The organism is Streptococcus cristatus (assembly GCF_019685515.1).
In the GTDB taxonomy this organism is placed as follows: Bacteria; Bacillota; Bacilli; order Lactobacillales; family Streptococcaceae; genus Streptococcus.
Map to the genome: position 1 here is coordinate 227,634 of NZ_JABFFN010000001.1, position 20,027 is coordinate 247,660.

The 20,027-nt window shown below is 39.9% G+C and carries 24 protein-coding genes; 23 read left to right on the plus strand and 1 reads right to left on the minus strand.

All coding sequences use genetic code 11. The features are described 5' to 3' along the window. The first annotated feature begins 5 nt into the window (after positions 1 to 5). The 11 genes from secY (at position 6) to FOA33_RS01210 (ending at position 7,553) form a co-directional block, all read left to right on the plus strand. A complete protein-coding gene (gene secY, locus FOA33_RS01160) occupies positions 6 to 1,316 on the plus strand; it encodes a preprotein translocase subunit SecY (RefSeq protein ID WP_000465390.1) in 1,311 nt (436 codons plus the stop codon). Between the two features lie 156 nt (positions 1,317 to 1,472). Further along, positions 1,473 to 2,111 (plus strand): adenylate kinase, encoded by a 639-nt coding sequence (locus FOA33_RS01165; protein ID WP_001050426.1) that lies wholly within the window; start codon positions 1,473 to 1,475, stop codon positions 2,109 to 2,111. A gap of 116 nt (positions 2,112 to 2,227) precedes the next feature. Next, complete coding sequence (gene infA / locus FOA33_RS01170) at positions 2,228 to 2,446, plus strand: translation initiation factor IF-1 (RefSeq protein WP_001029883.1); 219 nt, start codon at positions 2,228 to 2,230, stop codon at positions 2,444 to 2,446. A 24-nt stretch (positions 2,447 to 2,470) separates the two neighbouring features. Next, positions 2,471 to 2,587, plus strand: coding sequence for a 50S ribosomal protein L36 (gene rpmJ / locus FOA33_RS01175; protein ID WP_001808836.1), 117 nt, complete (start codon positions 2,471 to 2,473; stop codon positions 2,585 to 2,587). 17 nt (positions 2,588 to 2,604) lie between these two features. Beyond that, the gene (gene rpsM / locus FOA33_RS01180; RefSeq protein ID WP_000090786.1) at positions 2,605 to 2,970 is read left to right on the plus strand and encodes a 30S ribosomal protein S13; all 366 of its coding nucleotides are present in this window, start codon (positions 2,605 to 2,607) and stop codon (positions 2,968 to 2,970) included. Positions 2,971 to 2,987: 17 nt separating this feature from the next. After that, entirely contained in the window at positions 2,988 to 3,371 is a 384-nt protein-coding gene (gene rpsK / locus FOA33_RS01185) for a 30S ribosomal protein S11 (RefSeq protein WP_001118385.1), read from the plus strand. 42 nt (positions 3,372 to 3,413) lie between these two features. Further along, positions 3,414 to 4,349 (plus strand): DNA-directed RNA polymerase subunit alpha, encoded by a 936-nt coding sequence (locus FOA33_RS01190; protein ID WP_000568984.1) that lies wholly within the window; start codon positions 3,414 to 3,416, stop codon positions 4,347 to 4,349. An 11-nt stretch (positions 4,350 to 4,360) separates the two neighbouring features. After that, the gene (gene rplQ / locus FOA33_RS01195) at positions 4,361 to 4,747 is read left to right on the plus strand and encodes a 50S ribosomal protein L17 (RefSeq protein WP_000331493.1); all 387 of its coding nucleotides are present in this window, start codon (positions 4,361 to 4,363) and stop codon (positions 4,745 to 4,747) included. A 264-nt stretch (positions 4,748 to 5,011) separates the two neighbouring features. Continuing rightward, a complete protein-coding gene (locus FOA33_RS01200; RefSeq protein ID WP_000644134.1) occupies positions 5,012 to 5,278 on the plus strand; it encodes an ACT domain-containing protein in 267 nt (88 codons plus the stop codon). Positions 5,279 to 5,287: 9 nt separating this feature from the next. Next, positions 5,288 to 6,625: a PFL family protein gene (locus tag FOA33_RS01205; protein WP_221160362.1), complete on the plus strand. Its 1,338-nt coding sequence runs from the start codon at positions 5,288 to 5,290 to the stop codon at positions 6,623 to 6,625. A 235-nt stretch (positions 6,626 to 6,860) separates the two neighbouring features. Beyond that, on the plus strand, positions 6,861 to 7,553 hold the full coding sequence (locus tag FOA33_RS01210) for a histidine phosphatase family protein (RefSeq protein WP_084867797.1): 693 nt from the start codon (positions 6,861 to 6,863) through the stop codon (positions 7,551 to 7,553). A gap of 286 nt (positions 7,554 to 7,839) precedes the next feature. Here FOA33_RS01210 and FOA33_RS01215 read toward each other — a convergent pair whose 3' ends face one another. Next, positions 7,840 to 8,403, minus strand: a complete 564-nt coding sequence (locus FOA33_RS01215; RefSeq protein ID WP_221160363.1) for a methyltransferase family protein — start codon at positions 8,401 to 8,403, stop codon at positions 7,840 to 7,842. 168 nt (positions 8,404 to 8,571) lie between these two features. Between FOA33_RS01215 and leuS the strand changes: the two genes are divergently transcribed. From leuS to FOA33_RS01275, 12 genes are all read left to right on the plus strand, one after another. Then, complete coding sequence (gene leuS, locus FOA33_RS01220) at positions 8,572 to 11,073, plus strand: leucine--tRNA ligase (RefSeq protein ID WP_221160364.1); 2,502 nt, start codon at positions 8,572 to 8,574, stop codon at positions 11,071 to 11,073. Positions 11,074 to 11,248: 175 nt separating this feature from the next. Further along, the gene (locus tag FOA33_RS01225) at positions 11,249 to 11,704 is read left to right on the plus strand and encodes a MarR family winged helix-turn-helix transcriptional regulator (RefSeq protein ID WP_221160365.1); all 456 of its coding nucleotides are present in this window, start codon (positions 11,249 to 11,251) and stop codon (positions 11,702 to 11,704) included. Between the two features lie 55 nt (positions 11,705 to 11,759). Continuing rightward, on the plus strand, positions 11,760 to 12,992 hold the full coding sequence (locus tag FOA33_RS01230; protein ID WP_221160366.1) for an acyl-CoA thioesterase/bile acid-CoA:amino acid N-acyltransferase family protein: 1,233 nt from the start codon (positions 11,760 to 11,762) through the stop codon (positions 12,990 to 12,992). A 139-nt stretch (positions 12,993 to 13,131) separates the two neighbouring features. Next, positions 13,132 to 13,545 (plus strand): YjdF family protein, encoded by a 414-nt coding sequence (locus tag FOA33_RS01235; protein WP_000407103.1) that lies wholly within the window; start codon positions 13,132 to 13,134, stop codon positions 13,543 to 13,545. Positions 13,546 to 14,043: 498 nt separating this feature from the next. Continuing rightward, positions 14,044 to 14,910: an ABC transporter ATP-binding protein gene (locus FOA33_RS01240; RefSeq protein WP_221160367.1), complete on the plus strand. Its 867-nt coding sequence runs from the start codon at positions 14,044 to 14,046 to the stop codon at positions 14,908 to 14,910. After that, complete coding sequence (locus FOA33_RS01245; RefSeq protein WP_221160368.1) at positions 14,910 to 15,752, plus strand: ABC transporter permease; 843 nt, start codon at positions 14,910 to 14,912, stop codon at positions 15,750 to 15,752. The genes FOA33_RS01240 and FOA33_RS01245 overlap by 1 nt, the downstream gene beginning before the upstream one ends. An 18-nt stretch (positions 15,753 to 15,770) precedes the next feature. Further along, on the plus strand, positions 15,771 to 16,226 hold the full coding sequence (locus FOA33_RS01250; protein WP_000701938.1) for a LytTR family DNA-binding domain-containing protein: 456 nt from the start codon (positions 15,771 to 15,773) through the stop codon (positions 16,224 to 16,226). A gap of 9 nt (positions 16,227 to 16,235) precedes the next feature. Continuing rightward, positions 16,236 to 16,655 (plus strand): DUF3021 domain-containing protein, encoded by a 420-nt coding sequence (locus FOA33_RS01255; RefSeq protein WP_000825486.1) that lies wholly within the window; start codon positions 16,236 to 16,238, stop codon positions 16,653 to 16,655. Positions 16,656 to 16,749: 94 nt separating this feature from the next. After that, on the plus strand, positions 16,750 to 17,445 hold the full coding sequence (locus FOA33_RS01260) for a GNAT family N-acetyltransferase (protein ID WP_221160369.1): 696 nt from the start codon (positions 16,750 to 16,752) through the stop codon (positions 17,443 to 17,445). Between the two features lie 11 nt (positions 17,446 to 17,456). Next, positions 17,457 to 17,873, plus strand: a complete 417-nt coding sequence (locus FOA33_RS01265; RefSeq protein WP_221160370.1) for a GNAT family N-acetyltransferase — start codon at positions 17,457 to 17,459, stop codon at positions 17,871 to 17,873. A gap of 488 nt (positions 17,874 to 18,361) precedes the next feature. Then, positions 18,362 to 19,360 (plus strand): Holliday junction branch migration DNA helicase RuvB, encoded by a 999-nt coding sequence (gene ruvB / locus FOA33_RS01270; RefSeq protein ID WP_311043415.1) that lies wholly within the window; start codon positions 18,362 to 18,364, stop codon positions 19,358 to 19,360. Next, entirely contained in the window at positions 19,341 to 19,925 is a 585-nt protein-coding gene (locus FOA33_RS01275; protein ID WP_221160371.1) for a nucleotidyltransferase family protein, read from the plus strand. The genes ruvB and FOA33_RS01275 overlap by 20 nt, the downstream gene beginning before the upstream one ends. The last annotated feature ends 102 nt before the right edge of the window (positions 19,926 to 20,027 follow it).

Sequence of the window (20,027 nt, forward strand, 5' to 3'; positions counted from 1 at the left end):
GACCCATGTTTTTTAAATTATTAAAAGAAGCTCTCAAGGTTAAACAAGTTCGCTCAAAAATTCTCTTTACAATTTTTATCATTCTTGTTTTCCGTATTGGGACAAGTATTACTGTTCCAGGGGTGAATGCAAAAAGTTTAGAAGCTCTCAGTGGTTTATCTTTCTTAAACATGCTTAGTCTTGTTTCAGGGAATGCCATGAAGAACTTCTCTGTTTTTGCACTCGGAGTAAGTCCGTATATCACTGCTTCTATCGTTGTTCAATTGCTACAAATGGACATTTTACCGAAGTTTGTAGAATGGGGCAAACAAGGGGAAGTAGGACGGAGAAAACTAAATCAGGCTACTCGTTACATTGCACTTGTACTTGCATTTGTTCAATCTATCGGGATTACAGCAGGGTTTAATACTCTATCTGGAGCGAAATTATTGACGACAGATTTAACTCCACAAGTCTTTGTTACCATTGGGATCATCCTAACAGCAGGTAGTATGATTGTAACTTGGCTCGGGGAACAAATTACAGATAAAGGATATGGTAACGGTGTTTCTATGATCATCTTTGCAGGTATTGTCGCTTCAATTCCTGAGATGATTAAGGGTATCTATGTTGACTACTTTGTCAATATCCCAAGTAGCCGATTGACTTCATCTATTATCTTTGTTGTTATTTTGATTATCGCTGTCTTGCTGATTGTTTACTTTACAACATATGTTCAACAGGCAGAATATAAAATCCCAATCCAATATACAAAGGTTGCTCAAGGAGCTCCATCAAGCTCCTACCTTCCTTTGAAGGTAAATCCAGCGGGGGTTATCCCAGTTATCTTTGCAAGTTCCATTACAGCAGCACCTGCAGCCATTCTTCAATTTTTGAGTGCTACAGGTCATGATTGGGCTTGGGTACGTACAGCACAGGAAATGTTATCTACAACGTCTCCGACAGGTGTTGCTATGTATGCCTTGTTGATCATTCTCTTTACATTCTTCTATACATTTGTACAGATCAATCCAGAGAAAGCAGCAGAAAACTTGCAAAAGAGTGGAGCCTACATTCATGGAGTCCGTCCTGGTAAAGGGACAGAAGAATATATGTCGAAACTTCTTCGTCGTCTTGCTACTGTCGGCTCTCTCTTCTTAGGTGTTATTTCTATCTTACCTATCGTAGCTAAAGATGTATTTGGCCTTTCAGAAGTTGTTGCTTTTGGGGGAACAAGTCTACTAATCATTATCTCGACAGGTATTGAAGGAATTAAACAATTGGAAGGGTATCTATTGAAACGTAAGTATGTTGGTTTCTTGGATACAACAGAATAGTTGTAATAGGAAATAAAATTGACTATTGCTCAGAGAGTGGAGTGTAAAAATCGAAGACTTTGTCAGATTTTTATCTCCTCTCTTCTATTTTGTTTTTAAATAGGGGTTGAAATAGATTTCTGCTTCTATTTAAAAACAAAATAAGGAGATCCTATCATGAATCTTTTGATTATGGGCTTACCTGGAGCAGGTAAGGGAACGCAAGCAGCTAAAATTGTGGAGAAATTCCATGTTGCACATATCTCAACAGGCGATATGTTCCGTGCTGCAATGGCAAATCAAACTGAAATGGGTGTACTCGCAAAGTCATACATTGACAAAGGTGAGTTGGTCCCAGACGAAGTTACAAATGGTATTGTTAAAGAACGCCTTTCACAGGACGATATCAAAGAAACAGGTTTCTTGTTAGATGGTTACCCACGTACGATTGAACAAGCTCATGCCTTGGATGAAACATTGGCTGAACTTGGTATTGAACTGGAAGGTGTGATTAACATCGAAGTGAATCCAGACTGTCTCTTGGAACGCTTGAGTGGCCGTATCATTCACCGCAAAACAGGTGAAACTTTCCACAAAGTTTTCAATCCACCAGTTGACTACAAAGAAGAGGATTACTACCAACGTGAAGATGATAAACCTGAGACAGTTAAACGTCGTTTGGATGTGAATATTGCACAAGGTGAACCAATCATTGCTCACTATCGTGCTAAAGGTTTAGTTCATGATATCGAAGGAAATCAAGATATCAATGATGTGTTCAAAGACATCGAAAAAGTATTGACAAATTTGAAATAAAGCGTTTTTCGTACTTGCAAAAAATCGCGACAAATGTTATACTGAGATAGTCTGACTTATAATTGTTGCCTCTGTGTCTTGAGGCATCGAATCGAAATTTATGGAGGTGCTTTTGCGTGGCAAAAGACGATGTGATTGAAGTTGAAGGCAAAGTAGTCGATACAATGCCGAACGCAATGTTTACGGTTGAACTTGAAAATGGACATCAGATTTTAGCAACAGTTTCTGGTAAAATTCGTAAAAACTATATTCGTATTTTAGCGGGAGATCGTGTTACTGTCGAGATGAGTCCATATGACTTGACACGTGGACGTATCACTTACCGCTTTAAATAATCGAAAAACTTGGAGGGATAAGAAATGAAAGTAAGACCATCGGTCAAACCAATTTGCGAATACTGTAAAGTAATTCGTCGTAATGGTCGTGTTATGGTAATTTGCCCAGCAAATCCAAAACACAAACAACGTCAAGGATAAGATAGAAAGGAGAAAACATGGCTCGTATTGCTGGAGTTGACATTCCAAATGACAAACGCGTAGTAATCTCATTGACTTACGTTTATGGTATCGGACTTTCAACATCTAAGAAAATTTTGGCTGCTGCTGGAATCTCAGAAGATGTTCGTGTACGTGACCTTACATCAGATCAAGAAGATGCTATCCGTCGTGAAGTGGATGCAATCAAAGTTGAAGGTGACCTTCGTCGTGAAGTAAACTTGAACATCAAACGTTTGATGGAAATCGGTTCTTACCGTGGTATTCGTCACCGTCGTGGACTTCCTGTCCGTGGACAAAACACTAAAAACAACGCTCGCACTCGTAAAGGTAAAGCTGTTGCGATTGCTGGTAAGAAAAAATAATATAGGAGGTAAAAGTCTTGGCTAAACCAACACGTAAACGTCGTGTGAAAAAGAATATCGAATCTGGTATTGCTCATATTCACGCTACATTTAATAACACTATTGTTATGATTACTGATGTGCATGGTAATGCAATTGCTTGGTCATCAGCTGGTGCTCTTGGTTTCAAAGGTTCTCGTAAATCTACACCATTCGCTGCTCAAATGGCTTCTGAAGCTGCTGCTAAATCTGCACAAGAACACGGTCTTAAATCAGTTGAAGTTACTGTAAAAGGTCCAGGTTCTGGTCGTGAGTCAGCTATTCGTGCGCTTGCTGCCGCTGGTCTTGAAGTAACAGCAATTCGTGATGTGACTCCAGTGCCACACAATGGTGCTCGTCCTCCAAAACGTCGCCGTGTATAATCATCGCATTACACTGCTTTTCGTTTAAGAGGGAGTAACTAAATGATTGAGTTTGAAAAACCAAATATAACAAAAATTGATGAAAATAAAGATTATGGCAAGTTTGTAATCGAACCACTTGAACGTGGCTACGGTACAACTCTTGGTAACTCTCTTCGTCGTGTACTACTAGCTTCTCTACCAGGAGCAGCAGTGACATCTATCAACATTGATGGTGTGTTACATGAGTTTGATACAGTTCCAGGTGTTCGTGAAGACGTGATGCAAATCATTCTGAACATTAAAGGGATTGCAGTGAAATCATACGTTGAAGACGAAAAAATTATTGAACTTGACGTTGAAGGTCCTGCTGAAATTACAGCTGGAGACATTTTGACTGACAGTGATATTGAGATTGTAAATCCAGATCATTATCTCTTTACAATTGGTGAAGGTTCTTCTCTAAAAGCGACAATGACTGTTAACAGTGGTCGTGGATATGTACCTGCTGATGAAAACAAAAAAGATAATGCGCCAGTTGGAACACTTGCTGTAGATTCTATTTATACACCAGTTACAAAAGTCAACTATCAAGTAGAGCCTGCTCGTGTAGGTAGCAATGATGGATTTGACAAATTAACCCTTGAAATCTTGACTAATGGAACAATTATTCCTGAAGATGCTTTAGGGCTTTCAGCACGTATCTTGACAGAACATCTTGATTTGTTTACAAATCTTACTGAGATTGCTAAGTCAACTGAAGTGATGAAAGAAGCTGATACTGAATCTGACGATCGTATTTTGGATCGTACGATTGAGGAACTGGACTTGTCTGTGCGTTCATACAACTGTTTGAAACGTGCCGGTATCAATACTGTGCATGATTTGACAGAAAAATCTGAAGCAGAGATGATGAAAGTACGAAATCTTGGACGCAAGAGTTTGGAAGAAGTGAAACTCAAACTCATTGACTTGGGTCTTGGATTAAAAGATAAATAAAGGAGGAATACATGGCTTACCGTAAACTAGGACGCACTAGCTCACAACGTAAAGCAATGCTTCGCGATTTGACAACTGACCTTTTGATCAACGAATCAATCGTGACAACTGAAGCTCGTGCTAAAGAAATCCGTAAAACTGTTGAAAAAATGATTACTCTAGGTAAACGTGGTGATTTGCATGCACGTCGTCAAGCAGCTGCTTTCGTACGTAATGAAATCGCATCTGAAAACTATGATGAAGCAACTGATAAGTACACTTCTACTACAGCACTTCAAAAATTGTTCTCAGAAATCGCACCTCGTTATGCTGAACGTAACGGTGGATACACTCGTATCCTTAAAACTGAACCACGTCGTGGTGATGCTGCGCCAATGGCGATCATCGAATTAGTATAAAATCATCAATTTTGTTGAGTGTTATGATGATGGAGTCTTGTGCTCTTAGTCTAGCTCTGGTCTACCGCTGGGACTTCGGTCCTAGCGGGAACACTCATCATCATTTGATAGGGTAGACGCTTGTTTACGAAATTGTTTTTTTGTTTAAGAACAACTTCGTAAGCAGGCGTTTTTTAGTATTTTTTACGGAAATATGCTATACTAAGGAAAAAGAAAATCAAAAACGTTCAGGTTTTCTAATAATCGTAGAATGGGAGTCTAAAGATGAAGGCTATTATTACAGTGGTTGGCAAGGACAAGACTGGCATTGTTGCAGGTGTGTCTACTAAGATTGCAGAGTTGGGTTTGAATATTGACGATATTTCTCAAACAGTACTGGATGAATATTTTACCATGATGGCGGTCGTTTCTAGTGACGAAAAGCAGGATTTTACCACTCTTAGAAATGAGTTTGAAAGTTTTGGGCAAACCTTGAATGTTAAAATCAATATTCAAAGTGCAGCGATTTTTGACGCTATGTACAATATCTAGGAGGTTATCATGGATATTAGACAAGTTACGGAAACCATTGCCATGATCGAAGAGCAGAACTTCGATATCAGAACCATCACCATGGGGATTTCCCTTTTGGACTGTATTGATCCAAATATTGAACGTGCTGCTGAAAAAATTTACCAAAAAATCACCACTAAAGCTGCAAATCTAGTGGCTGTGGGAGATGAAATTGCTGCAGAACTTGGGATTCCTATTGTTAATAAACGGGTATCGGTGACTCCGCTTTCCTTGATTGGTGCTGCGACTGATGCGACGGACTATGTCGTTTTGGCAAAGGCTCTTGACAAGGCTGCCAAGGAGATTGGTGTTGACTTTATCGGTGGATTCTCAGCTTTGGTACAAAAAGGCTACCAAAAAGGAGATGAAATTCTCATCAATTCTATCCCACGCGCTCTAGCTGAGACAGACAAGGTTTGTTCGTCTGTTAATATTGGCTCGACCAAGTCAGGTATCAACATGACCGCGGTCGCTGATATGGGACGTATCATTAAGGAAACAGCTGCGCTGTCAGATATGGGTGCGGCTAAGTTGGTCGTCTTTGCTAACGCCGTTGAGGATAATCCTTTTATGGCCGGCGCTTTCCACGGTGTTGGTGAAGCAGATGTTATCATTAATGTTGGAGTTTCGGGCCCTGGTGTTGTCAAGCGTGCCTTGGAAAAAGTTCGTGGACAGAGCTTTGATGTAGTAGCGGAAACAGTCAAGAAAACGGCCTTTAAGATTACTCGTATCGGTCAGTTGGTTGGGCAAATGGCGAGTGAACGCCTTGGTGTTGACTTTGGAATTGTCGACCTAAGCTTGGCGCCTACTCCTGCAGTTGGTGATTCCGTGGCACGTGTCCTTGAGGAAATGGGATTAGAAACAGTTGGTACGCATGGGACGACGGCTGCCCTCGCTCTTTTGAATGACCAAGTTAAGAAGGGCGGAGTGATGGCTTGTAACCAAGTCGGTGGCTTGTCAGGTGCTTTTATCCCCGTTTCTGAAGATGAGGGGATGATTGCTGCGGTGCAAGATGGCTCTCTGAATTTAGAGAAACTAGAAGCCATGACAGCTATCTGTTCTGTCGGGCTGGATATGATTGCCATTCCGGAAGATACGCCTGCTGAGACCATTGCGGCTATGATTGCGGATGAGGCGGCAATCGGTGTTATTAACATGAAAACAACGGCTGTCCGTATTATTCCAAAGGGAAAAGAAGGCGATATGATTGAGTTTGGTGGCTTGCTAGGGACAGCTCCAGTTATGAAGGTTAACGGGGCTTCGTCTGTTGATTTCATCTCTCGCGGTGGCCAAATTCCTGCGCCAATCCATAGTTTTAAAAATTAATAAAAAAGAGAGAGGATTTAAGTTGAGTTTAAGGATGACTGTGTATACTATAATCATTAAATAAAGACCTCCTAACTTTATTTAATAGAAATCCTAAACTTTTTCATAATAATCTCCTAGGGAAGCTACCATGAGGGTAGCTTTTCTTGTGGAAAAATTAAGAGAATGGGCCTTACTTTTGAAAGCCGAATATTTCTTTGATCCATGATATAATAGAAGAAATGGAGGATAGAAAATGTCTAAAGTAAGATTGTACTTGGTCCGTCATGGGAAAACGATGTTTAACACGATTGGACGTGCTCAAGGATGGAGTGATACGCCTCTAACCGCAGAAGGTGAGTTGGGAATCCATGAACTAGGAGTTGGCTTGAGAGAGTCTGGTTTACAATTTGACCGAGCTTATTCCAGTGATTCAGGGCGTACTATTCAAACCATGGGAATTATCCTAGAAGAACTTGGCTTGCAAGGGAAAATCCCTTACCGTATGGATAAGCGAATCCGTGAGTGGTGCTTTGGTAGTTTTGATGGGGCCTATGATGGAGACCTCTTTATGGGGGTTATTCCTCGTGTTTTCAAGGTGGATCATGTTCATCAGTTATCCTATGCAGAGCTAGCTGAAGGCTTGGTAGAAGTTGATACTGCTGGTTGGGCAGAAGGTTGGGAAAAACTCAGTGGTCGTATCAGAGAAGGTTTTGAAACGATTGCCAAAGAAATGGAAGAACACGGAGGGGGCAATGCTCTCGTTGTGAGTCACGGGATGACTATTGGTACGATGGTTTACCTCATCAATGGCATGCACCCACATGGCTTGGATAATGGTAGTGTGACCATCCTAGAATACGAGAACGGCCAGTTTACAGTCGATGTCGTCGGTGACCGTAGTTACCGAGAACTAGGGCGTGAGAAGATGGAAGAAATAAAAAATTGATAGAAGTTAGCTCCAAGTGGGAGCTAATTTTGAGTTAAAGGATATGATTTAAATCAATAGTTCCAAAAAAGTAAAAATTTTTGGGAGATGTTATGAAAGGAAGGTTAGAATCGTTTTGAAGAAATCCCAAAGTCCAATATAGTGGCATCCGATATAAACAGAGTGAAATCAAACTAAAAGGATTGAATCTTGTATAACGCAAAACTCAATCCTTCATCAAAGAAATATTTATCATGTTTAGTAATCAGTCAAATCTAGTTGAAAGGTATGTTATATTTGAATGAAATTACCAAATATAAGGGAAAATTCGATAGCGAACCTTTTGACAGTATGTTTCATATGCTTTTCCAAAATGATTGTGTAAGGCTTTTTCTTCTACCTTTAATCGAATACTGTAACCAACTACCAATAGAATGAGACAAATAATAATTGTGAGAGGATTTAATGAAACAATTGACAAGCCAAGTATGGATACGATGCTACCAGTATAGGCAGGATTTCTTACTATAGAGTAGGGACCTGCTTCTACCAACTGTTGACTATCTGTTGTTTGAACAGCAAGTGTAAAATTCTTCCCAAGATAATTAACTGCATAGATACGTAATATAAAGCCGGCTAGAGAAAGGAGAATTCCAATATAGATCAAAAAATGTGGCAATTGAGCTATAGAAGGTAGAAGTTGTTCATTCATTAATAGAAGACAACAAACAACACTACCAATAATGATGTAACGACTTCCTTTGTCTTCAGAGTTATTTTCATTGTTTGATTTTGTTTTCCTTTTAATCCACGTTTCTGTGATGATGAAAATGAGAATGAACCCATATGCAAAAATAGTTTGTAAATCCATGATTATTTCCTCCAGCTAGCATTATACAACTTTCAATTTTGGTGGTCAATTAAAAGGAAATAGTTAGAGTATGTTTTGTAATAGGTATCAATGGAAACTTCATGATTTCATCTGTAAAAATCTCTTGAAAATGGTATAATAGTAACATCATAAAATTGGAGAGAGACCATGAGTTTTTACAATCATAAAGAAATTGAGCCTAAGTGGCAGGGCTACTGGGCAGAACATCATACATTTAAGACAGGAACAGATGCATCAAAACCGAAGTTTTATGCTCTCGATATGTTCCCATATCCTTCAGGAGCTGGATTGCATGTAGGACACCCAGAAGGTTATACAGCAACCGATATCCTCAGCCGTTACAAACGTGCGCAAGGATACAAAGTCCTTCACCCAATGGGATGGGATGCCTTTGGTTTGCCAGCTGAGCAGTACGCTATGGACACAGGAAATGACCCAGCGGAATTCACAGCAGAAAACATTGCTAACTTCAAACGTCAAATCAATGCGCTTGGATTTTCTTACGACTGGGATCGTGAAGTCAACACAACAGATCCAAACTACTACAAATGGACTCAGTGGATCTTCACCAAGCTTTACGAAAAAGGTTTGGCCTATGAAGCGGAAGTACCGGTAAACTGGGTTGAGGAACTAGGAACAGCTATCGCCAACGAAGAAGTGCTTCCTGATGGAACTTCTGAGCGTGGTGGCTATCCCGTTGTCCGCAAACCAATGCGCCAATGGATGCTTAAAATCACGGCCTATGCAGAGCGCTTGCTTAATGACTTGGATGAGTTGGATTGGCCAGAGTCTATCAAGGAAATGCAACGTAACTGGATTGGGAAATCAACTGGTGCTAATGTCACTTTTAAAGTGAAAGGGACTGACAAGGAATTTACCGTCTTTACTACTCGTCCTGATACGCTTTTCGGTGCGACTTTCACCGTTTTGGCTCCTGAGCATGACTTGGTAGATGCCATCACAACAGCTGAACAAGCTGAGGGTGTAGCGGACTACAAACACCAAGCTAGTCTCAAGTCTGACTTGGCTCGTACAGACCTTGCCAAGGAAAAAACAGGGGTTTGGACGGGCGCTTATGCCATCAATCCTGTCAATGGCAAGGAAATTCCAATCTGGATTGCCGACTATGTTCTTGCTAGCTATGGAACAGGTGCTGTCATGGCCGTGCCTGCCCATGACCAACGTGACTGGGAATTTGCCAAACAATTTGACCTTCCAATCGTAGAAGTGCTTGAAGGTGGAAACGTTGAAGAAGCTGCTTACACAGAAGATGGTCTTCATGTCAATTCAGACTTCCTAGATGGCCTTAACAAAGAAGACGCTATTGCTAAGATTGTGGCTTGGTTGGAAGAAAAAGGCTGCGGTCAAGAAAAAGTCACCTACTGTCTCCGTGACTGGCTCTTTAGCCGTCAACGTTACTGGGGTGAGCCAATTCCAATCATTCATTGGGAAGATGGGACTTCAACAGCTGTTCCTGAAAGTGAATTGCCACTTGTCTTGCCAGTCACCAAGGACATCCGCCCTTCAGGTACTGGTGAAAGCCCATTGGCTAACTTGAGTGACTGGTTGGAAGTAACTCGTGAAGATGGCGTCAAAGGTCGTCGTGAAACAAACACTATGCCACAATGGGCTGGTTCAAGCTGGTACTACCTTCGTTATATTGACCCACACAATACTGAGAAATTGGCTGATGAGGACCTTCTCAAACAATGGTTGCCAGTAGATATCTACGTGGGTGGTGCAGAGCATGCTGTGCTTCACTTGCTCTACGCTCGTTTCTGGCACAAATTCCTCTATGACCTCGGTGTTGTACCTACTAAAGAGCCATTCCAAAAACTCTTTAACCAAGGGATGATTTTGGGAACAAGCTACCGTGACCACCGTGGGGCTCTTGTGGCGACTGACAAGGTTGAAAAACGTGACGGATCCTTCTTCCATGTAGAAACAGGAGAAGAGTTGGAGCAAGCACCAGCCAAGATGTCTAAATCACTCAAGAACGTTGTCAACCCAGACGATGTTGTGGAACAATACGGTGCTGATACCCTTCGTGTTTATGAAATGTTCATGGGACCACTTGACGCTTCGATTGCTTGGTCAGAAGAAGGTCTGGAAGGAAGCCGTAAATTCCTCGACCGTGTTTACCGTTTGATTACAAGTAAAGAAATTGCTGCGGAAAACAATGGTGCTCTTGACAAGATCTACAATGAAACAGTCAAAGCCGTCACTGAGCAAATCGAGTCTATGAAATTCAATACAGCTATTGCTCAACTCATGGTCTTTGTCAATGCAGCTAACAAGGAAGACAAACTCTATGTGGGCTATGCTAAAGGCTTTATCCAATTGATTGCCCCATTTGCACCTCACTTGGCAGAAGAACTCTGGCAAACAGTCGCAGCAACAGGTGAGTCCATCTCTTACGTAGCTTGGCCAACATGGGATGAAAGTAAATTGGTTGAAGACGAAATCGAAATCGTCGTCCAAATCAAAGGTAAAGTTCGTGCCAAACTCATGGTCGCTAAAGACCTGTCACGCGAAGAATTGCAAGAAATCGCTCTAGCGGATGAAAAAGTTAAAGCAGAAATTGACGGTAAGGAAATCGTGAAGGTGATTAGTGTCCCTAACAAGCTTGTGAATATTGTGGTGAAATAACCAATTTATTTGCTCATTTGCAACCTCAAACAGTTCCCTAAACTTTTTGAGCCAACTAAATTGGTTAATATCGTTGTGAAATAAGATAGGAATCCTTCAGAGTAGAATCTGGAGGATTTTTATTTGACAGGAAGTTTCTATTTTGTTAATATGATTAACAAAGAAAGGAGAGATTATGGATAAAAAAGAGTTTATTACATTTAATAATCGTTTCAATAGATTTATTTTAGCATTTGAACAGTTAAAAAAAAATCAACATAAAATTAGTACTGACAAATCCATTACGTTGAATGAGGTACATTTGATTGTTGTGATTGGGCAAAATCAGCCCCTAAATCTAGTAAAATTATCTGAATTATTAGAAGTTTCGAGAAGTGCAATAACTCAAAGTGTTAGGAGATTAATTCAAAAAAATTTAGTTGTTTTTGATTTTGCTCCGAATAATGGGAAAAATAAATATTTGAGATTATCTGAAAAAGGCATCGAAGTTTTTAAAATCCATAAGGAGCAACAAGCATATATTGAAAAATCAATCTTTTCAGTTTTAAACAACTATAGCGAGGAGGAGCTTCAGACAGTTGTGAAATTGATGGATGATATTGAAAAGGTATGGGGGAAATTACCGTGGTAAAAGTCACGGTAAATTTTAAATTTGGTTGTTAAGCATATTAACAAAAGGAGAAGATATGACTGTAAACATTGAACTGATTTCACAAACTGACTTAGCAGATGAATCTTTTTATATTACTATCAATGGTTTAGAACCAAGGACAAGGTATTGTGTAGAAATGTACCTATCTGATTATTACTGTATAAATGCTCCCTTGCTTTTAGATCATGATGTTATGTGGAAATCAACCGCAATTTTTTTGTCTGATCAGGGCGGTATGATTGATACCTCTCAGATAGCATCTATTTCGGGATCTTATAAAGGGATTTCAGGAATGGGCCTATTCTTTAATGCGAAACCGTTGAAGAATAGGAAAAGGAGATTACCCAGTTCTCTTGATAGAATTCCATTGCGAGATCGTTTTGGTGTTGAAATTAAAATCAAGCTGGGGAAAGATGTGGTCGCGGAGCAAAATTTTGTAAGGCGTTATATGAATCTGGGAATAAGGTATCAAGATATTTATGATAAGCATTTTCAAGGTCGCTTATTTTATGATGAAAAGTTAAGAAAGGCGCCAGCCGTGATTATTGTTAGTGGTAGTGAGGGAAGAATTGAAAAAGCTCAGAACATTGCCCAACTTTTATCTTCTAGAGGCTATATTTGTCTTGCGATAGCTTATTTTGGTTTAGAGGGATTACCCCAAAATTTAGAACGAATTCCGATAGAATATCTGGAGGAAGCGAAAGATTTTCTATATCATCATCCTCAAGTTGATAATACAAAAATAGGAATATATGGTCGCTCTAAAGGAGCCGAGCTTGTTCTGGCTGGACAAAGTATTTTGGATGATGTGCAATGTTTGGTACTCAATTCCCCCTCAAATGTAATATTTGAGGGAATAAAGGGAAAACTCAACTCTCATTCATCTTCTTGGACATATTTGCAAAAAGAACTTCCGTATCAAAAATTTCAACTAGGAAATTATTTGTTAAACAAGTTTTTTGGAAAACATATTCCTGAAGATAGTAGGGCTCAGATTGATGTGAGTAAAATTGCCTCTCCTTTATTATTACTAGGAAGCGATGTTGATGAAATATGGAATGCGTCATCCGCGATAGATGATATTATTTCACATTATAAAGGGAAATCCATTTTGTTTAAAAAATACCATGAAACGGGGCATATGTTGACGGTTGCTTATCAACCGAATCATCGTTATCGAAAAGATTGGCGCTTATTAATGAAAGAAAGTGTAGACTCTTGGTTTGCTACGATAAATTTTTTTGATACACATTTGAAAAATTTGTAGATAGTGCTGAACCGTGCTATAATAGTCCCAACTAAGATAAAAACACAGTTCTGGTTGGTAGTCCAGACGTAGGCAAGCCTATCAGTAACCTTCCTCCTTGGTTGTCCATTCTTAGGGATAGATTTAAGGAGGTGCTGTCGTGGAAATCGTTTCAATTGGCTTGACAGTTTATTTTGAAGATGGATTTTGGCATGGATTGTTTGAACAAGAGTACGAGGGAACTTATCAAGTTTGTCGAGTGACATTTGGTCAGGAACCAAAAGAGGATGAAATTTTGAAACTTTTACAGACTCAGTTTGTTCGGTTATCTTTTAGTCCAGAGGCAACAGTCAAACAGCATGTGAAGATTAAGAATCCGAAGCGTCTGCAGCGAGCTGTAAAGAAACAGGTGAAGCAGAAAGTTTCTTCTAAGTCACAAGAACTTTTACAGTTGCAGTTTGAGGAACGAAAAAAGCATTCAAAACAACAGTCTAGTCTCCAAAAGCAATTGCTCAAGCAAGAGAAATTTGAACGCAAACAGCAAAAACGTAGAGAGAAGCACAAGGGGCACTAGTGACTCTCTCTTTCATAAAATAGAACAGCTCTTCTTGGATAACAAGAGCTGTTTTTGCTTGTATTGAAGATTTCTTTCCTAATAGATAGACTTATCGTTAATGGCAGTTTCAAATTCAGGACCATACTTGCTTGCTTCAAATTCAATCCTGCCCCATTCAGCATTTTCATTTCACTAGAAGGGAGTGCGTGCCATGATTTCTGATTCATTTTTTATTGTTTGGTTTAGCGAGAACAATACTATTGACTCTTGGATTTTTCTGCCGGATGCTATAAAACATCTCTTTTATAGCGTATGTTTAAAAATATAATGTATGGTTATAAGTGCTTTTCAACATCCTCTAGTGATTCGATGGTAGAAAAACGGTTGCAGCCTGCACCACTTTAACTTAGCCCCATTATTTTACCACTTGGCCTTTCATTTTAACTGCTTATCTCAAAAGTCGATTTTTCTTTCATTCTTTTTGTTAAACTAGTGTGGTAAAGAGGAGGAAAAAATATGATTTTACAAGCGAAACATTTGACTAAACGGTACGGTAATCATATGGCCGTCGATGATATTCAGTTAGAGTTTGAAAAAGGAAGTTTCAATGCTATTTTGGGACCCAATGGTGCAGGGAAATCAACTACTATTTCCATGTTAATCGGTTTGAAAAAGCCGACACAAGGTCAGATTCGATATGCGCCAAATACGAAAATCGGAGTGGTTTTTCAAGCTAGTGTACTGGATGAGATGTTGACGGTTGGGGAAAATCTCACGACTCGTGCTCAGCAGTATAAGGAGATTGCAGCAAGCCGTGTGGATGATTTGATCCATCAACTGGGTTTGACGGCTTTCCAGAAACAACTCTATGGAACCTTGTCAGGTGGACAAAAACGTCGGGTTGATATTGCGCGTGCTCTTCTTTCGCGACCAGATATTCTTTTCTTGGATGAACCAACGACAGGTCTTGATATTCAAACTCGCAAATCCATCTGGGATCTACTGTATCGACTACAAAAGGATGAAGGGATGACTATTATCTTAACGACTCATTATCTGGATGAAGCAGATGAAGCGGATCAGATCTATATCGTTGATCATGGGAAAGTGATTGCGCAAGGTTCTGCGACTGCTATTAAAAGTCAGTATGCATCTAATATTCTAAAAATTCGTTTTAAGGAAATGAAGGATTTAGAAAAGCTGCTACAGACTGGAATGACAGTAGAGGAAGAAAATGAGTTGGAATATCTTTTTTATCCAAGGACGTCACAGGAAGCCATTGAATATTTGGCAAAAGTTCGAGAAGAAATTGATTCTTTTGAGTTTCGCCCAGGTACTATGGATGATGCCTTTATTGCACTTACAGGAAGAGAGGTTCGCTAATGCTAGCTTTATTGAAACGGAATTTTATCTTATATTTTCGTAATCGTTCGGGAGTATTTTTCTCATTATTGGGGGCATTGATTTCCTTTCTCCTTTATATCATTTTTTTGCAGAAGAATTTGACGGATTCTTGGGCCCAACTCCCTAATAGTACGAACCTTTTAAATAACTGGCTGATGGGTGGGACCTTGGCTGTGACTGGGATGACAACCAGTTTTACGGCTCTTAAACAAATGGTTCAGGACCGCGAAAATCAAGTGGATCAAGATCTATACTTGACTGATTTAGGTAACTGGGGCTTACAGGCGTCCTATCTAATCAGTAGTATTGTTATTTCTTTTGTCATGCAGGTGTTTATGTTTGCTGTTATGAGTTTTTATTTTAAAGAGAGCCCAGTTATCAGTCATTTACCGGAAATCGCTTTGATTATGTTGTTAAGCAGTCTGCTTTCAAGTTTGGTAAATGTTCTCTTGATTTACCGTTTTCAATCTGTAGATAGCCTTGGTAAACTGGCAACGATAGTGGGAACTGCTTCTGGATTTTTAGTAGGAACTTATATCCCCATTGGAGTATTACCTGATTCTGCACAGCTTTTCATGAAATGTACCCCTGCAACTTATATTGCTTCTCTCTATCGACAAGTCTTGATGAAAGAGCAGTTAGAGACCGCATTTTCAGGAAATAACAGTCTGTTACAGGAATTTCAAGAAAAAATGGGAATCCAAATCAACTGGCAAGAACTATTGACAAAGGAAGAAACATACTTTATAGTGGTTATTATCAGTCTCGTCGCTATTCTTCTTTGGCTTTTATTTGTTAAAGTGTTTAGCAAGAGAAAATAAAGATGTATTGGAGAGAAAATGAAGATTCGTTTTGAAATGAAGACAGAGTTTTCAGAAAAAGACCCACACATTTTAATTCAGGCAGCTCAGTTAACCGACCAAGCAAGAGAGGTCATGGAGTATTTAGAACAATTTTCAACGACTAATCAGGTGGTCATTCCTATTCGAACGGATGATCATCTGGTTATGGTGAAAATTGAGGATCTTATTCTAGCAGATATCGATAAGAATTTGTTGACCATTTATACGGTAGACGGGATTTATAAAACTAAGGAAACATTGACAAACTTTCAGAATCGAATTAATCGACGTAACTTTATACAGATATCGCGTCATTCAGTTATAAACATTGACCATTTAGAGTCATTATCGGATAGCTTTTCAGGGAACATGATGGCTAAGATGACTCGGGGTATCAAATCGAGTGTGAGTCGGAAATACGTTAAGTCCTTAATGGATTATCTAGGTTTATAGGAGAAAATCATGAAGCGATTGATTGCTTATTTTGTATCGGGAATGCGGACGGCCTCCTTTGTTTATTTGAGTTTGGTGTTATTGGCTCAGTTTTATTCAGGTATTACCTATCCCGCACCAACGACAAAAAATATTCTAGCTTTGTTTTTGATGAGTGGAATTATGGGGGTATTGACCTTAATCCTTGAAAGGCTAGAGTTTCTTGCTTATAGTATGCGTGTGGGAGTTCATTTGTTAGCGACAGCTACTATTTTAGTATTGACCTACCTATTTTTTGGCTGGGGTTCAGCATTGTTGAGTCCCTTGCTTTGGTTCTTTTTCTTATTAATTTATGGACTGATATGGTTGTACCAGATCTGGCAAACTCACAAACTAACCCAACGAATTAATCAAGCCTTAGAAGATAAAAGAAAGAAAACGAATCACTAATGTAGTGTTGAGGATGAGGTTTGAGGAGAACGCTAGTTTCCATATAGAGCAATTTAGGATATAGTATTTTCAGTGTAAAACAAGGAGAAAAACGATGCCAGTAAACGAATATGGTCAGATGATTGGTGAGTCAATGGAAGGTTATACTCCAGGTGAATTGCCTTCCATTGATTCCTTAGAAGGGCGCTACGCTCGGATAGAGGCTCTTTCGGTGGAAAAGCATGAAGAGGATTTGCTAGCTGTTTATGGACCCGATACTCCTCGGGAGATGTGGACCTACCTCTTTCAGGAGCCAGTGGCAGATATGGAGGAACTGGTTACCGTCTTAAATCAGATGTTGGCTCGTAAGGACCGTTTTTACTATGCGATTATAGACAAGGCAACTGGTAAGGCTTTGGGAACTTTTTCTCTCATGCGCATTGACCAGAATAACCGAGTAATAGAAGTGGGTGCCGTCACTTTTTCTCCAGAACTCAGGGGAACACGTATAGGGACAGAGGCTCAATATCTCCTAGCTCGCTATGTTTTTGAGGAGATTAACTATCGTCGCTATGAGTGGAAATGCGATGCTCTAAATCTGCCATCCAGACGAGCTGCGGAACGTTTGGGCTTTATCTATGAAGGAACCTTCCGCCAGGCAGTCGTTTATAAGGGACGCACGAGGGATACGGATTGGCTCTCTATGATTGATAAGGACTGGCCTCAAGTCAAAGCTCGTTTGGAAGCATGGCTGGCTCCTGAAAATTTTGATAAAAATGGACGGCAGTACAAGAGCTTAAGAGAATTCTGAGAGGTATTGATATGATAACTATTAGAAAGCAAGAAGTTGTTAAGTTAGAGGATGTTTTGCATCTCTATCAGGCAGTCAGTTGGACAAATTATACCCATCAACCTCAGATGTTGGAGAAGGCCTTATCTAACTCATTAGCAATTTATCTGGCACTTGATGGCGATGCCGTGGTGGGCTTGGTCCGTTTGGTCGGGGATGGTTTTTCATCGATTTTTGTCCAGGATTTGATCGTTTTGCCTAGCTATCAGCGCCAAGGGATTGGTAGCAACTTGATGAAAGAGGCTTTAGGTGACTTCAAAGATGCCTATCAAGTCCAACTAGTGACCGATCAGACAGAAAAAACCTTGGGATTCTATCGTTCTCTGGGATTTGAAACCTTATCTACTTATGATTGTACAGGAATGATTTGGGTGGATCGAAAAAGATAAAAAAAATTATTTTTTCTTAAGTAAAGTTTAAGTCTCCTCTTGTATCATATAGTTATTAAATAAAGACCTCCTAATACTTTTCGAAAATCTCATCAACCTTCGTTAGAGTCGACTTAGCTAACTATAGTTATGCTTGCGCCTATCTGCCTAGTCTGGTTTCGATTTTCATTGAGTACCCTTTATTTAATGAAATCCCAAACTTTTCTTTTTCATCATAATCTCCTAAAGAAGTCACCCAATCAGGTGGCTTTTTTATGGCTTGGAGAGGAAAATTCCATTCGAAAAAAATTTTTAAAAAAATGATCAATCAGAGAAAAAGTTAAGTTAGCTTTAAGATTCATCTTGTATTATATAATCATTAAATAAAGACCTCCTAACTTTATTTAATGAAATCCTAAACTTTTCTTTTTCATAATAATCTCCCTAAAGAGGCCACCCAATCAGGTGGCTTTTTTGTTTGTGGCTTGGATTTTTGATATAATAGAGCTATGAGTAGAATTTTAGATAATGAAATCATGGGGGATGAGGAGTTGGTAGAACGTACCCTCCGCCCTCAGTATTTACGTGAATATATTGGGCAGGATAAGGTCAAGGATCAGCTGCAAATCTTTATCGAAGCTGCCAAAATGCGGGATGAAGCACTGGATCATGTACTCTTATTTGGGCCTCCAGGTTTGGGGAAAACGACCATGGCCTTTGTTATTGCCAATGAACTGGGAGTCAATCTCAAGCAAACGTCTGGTCCTGTCATTGAAAAAGCGGGTGACTTGGTAGCGATTTTGAATGATTTGGAGCCTGGAGATGTCCTCTTTATTGACGAAATTCATCGCTTGCCCATGTCGGTGGAAGAGGTGCTTTACAGTGCCATGGAGGACTTCTACATTGATATCATGATTGGGGCTGGTGAGGGTAGTCGTAGTGTTCATTTGAACTTGCCACCATTCACCTTGATTGGTGCGACAACCCGAGCCGGTATGCTTTCAAATCCTCTGCGAGCACGTTTTGGGATTACAGGTCATATGGAATACTATGCCCATAATGATTTGACGGAAATTGTTGAGCGGACAGCAGATATTTTTGAGATGGAAATCACTCATGAAGCTGCAGCTGAGTTGGCCTTACGCAGTCGTGGAACTCCTCGTATCGCCAATCGTCTCCTTAAGCGCGTGCGCGACTTTGCCCAGATTATGGGGAATGGGGTTATCGATGATGTCATTACCGATAAGGCATTAACCATGCTAGATGTTGACCGTGAAGGTCTAGACTATGTGGATCAAAAGATTCTTCGTACCATGATTGAGATGTACGGTGGTGGTCCTGTCGGTTTAGGAACCCTTTCGGTTAATATCGCCGAGGAGCGTGAGACGGTCGAAGATATGTACGAACCTTACCTGATTCAGAAAGGCTTTATCATGCGAACTCGTTCTGGACGGGTGGCAACTGCTAAGGCATATGAGCATTTAGGCTATGAATACAGTGAAAAATGAGCAAGAAATTCTAGATGCTTTCAGAGAAAATCCAGATATGATGACCATTCTGACCATCATTCGTGACCTTGGTTTGAAAGACTCTTGGTTGGCAGCAGGTTCTGTCAGGAATTTCATCTGGAATCTCTTGTCAGACAAATCGCCTTTTGACTGTGAAACGGATGTGGATGTGATTTTCTTTAATCCAGATGTTTCTTATGAGGAAACAGTATCCCTAGAGAACAAGCTGAGAGAAGATTTCCCTCAGTATCAGTGGGAGTTGAAAAATCAGGTTTATATGCATCTACACAGTCCCCACACAGCGCCTTACACGAGTTCTCGTGATGCCATGAGTAAATATCCCGAGCGCTGTACAGCGATAGGGCTTCGCTTGAATGCCGACGCAACTTTAGAGCTCTTTGCGCCTTATGGTTTAGAGGATATTTTTAACTTTTACGTATCCCCAACTCCTCATTTCCTAGACAATGAGGACCGGATGAAGCTCTACCAAGAGCGCTTGTCCAAGAAAAATTGGCAAGAAAAATGGAAAAATCTCACTTTTTCAAAAAACTTAAGAAAAATTTAAGTTAGGGGCGGTATACTAAGTCCATAAGTTAAGAGAAACTTAACTTAAACTCCTAAAACTTTTTCATAATAATCTCCCTATAAAATAAGGTCGCCCAATCAG